This is a genomic window from Streptomyces sp. GQ60 (assembly GCF_059758875.1).
In genome coordinates this window covers 1-522 of the sequence record NZ_JCAXEG010000065.1, presented here as the reverse complement: position 1 = coordinate 522, position 522 = coordinate 1, and the positions used below count along the sequence as shown (strand labels likewise).

Below are 522 nucleotides of genomic sequence, written 5' to 3'. Positions count from 1 at the left end.
CCGAGGGTCACCCCGACAAGATCGCCGATCAGATCAGCGACACCATTCTCGACGCGCTGCTCCGCGAGGACCCGACGTCCCGCGTGGCGGTGGAGACCCTGATCACCACGGGTCTCGTCCACGTCGCCGGAGAGGTGACGACGAAGGCGTACGCGCCGATCGCGCAGCTCGTCCGCGACAAGATCCTGGAGATCGGCTACGACTCCTCGAAGAAGGGCTTCGACGGGGCTTCCTGTGGTGTGTCGGTGTCCATCGGCGCGCAGTCCCCGGACATCGCGCAGGGTGTCGACACCGCGTACGAGAAGCGCGTCGAAGGCGAGGAGGGCGACGAGCTCGACAAGCAGGGCGCGGGCGACCAGGGCCTGATGTTCGGCTACGCCTGCGACGAGACCCCCGAGCTCATGCCGCTGCCGATCCACATCGCGCACCGCCTCTCCAGGCGGCTGACGGAGGTCCGCAAGAACGGGACCGTCCCCTACCTGCGTCCCGACGGCAAGACCCAGGTCACCATCGAGTACGACG

1 protein-coding gene is annotated in these 522 nt (G+C 67.8%); it reads left to right on the top strand.

All coding sequences use genetic code 11. From position 1 onward, the window contains the following. The coding region (locus AC6CKD_RS37975) for an S-adenosylmethionine synthetase N-terminal domain-containing protein (RefSeq protein ID WP_498333993.1) at positions 1-522 on the top strand (522 nt) is incomplete at both ends.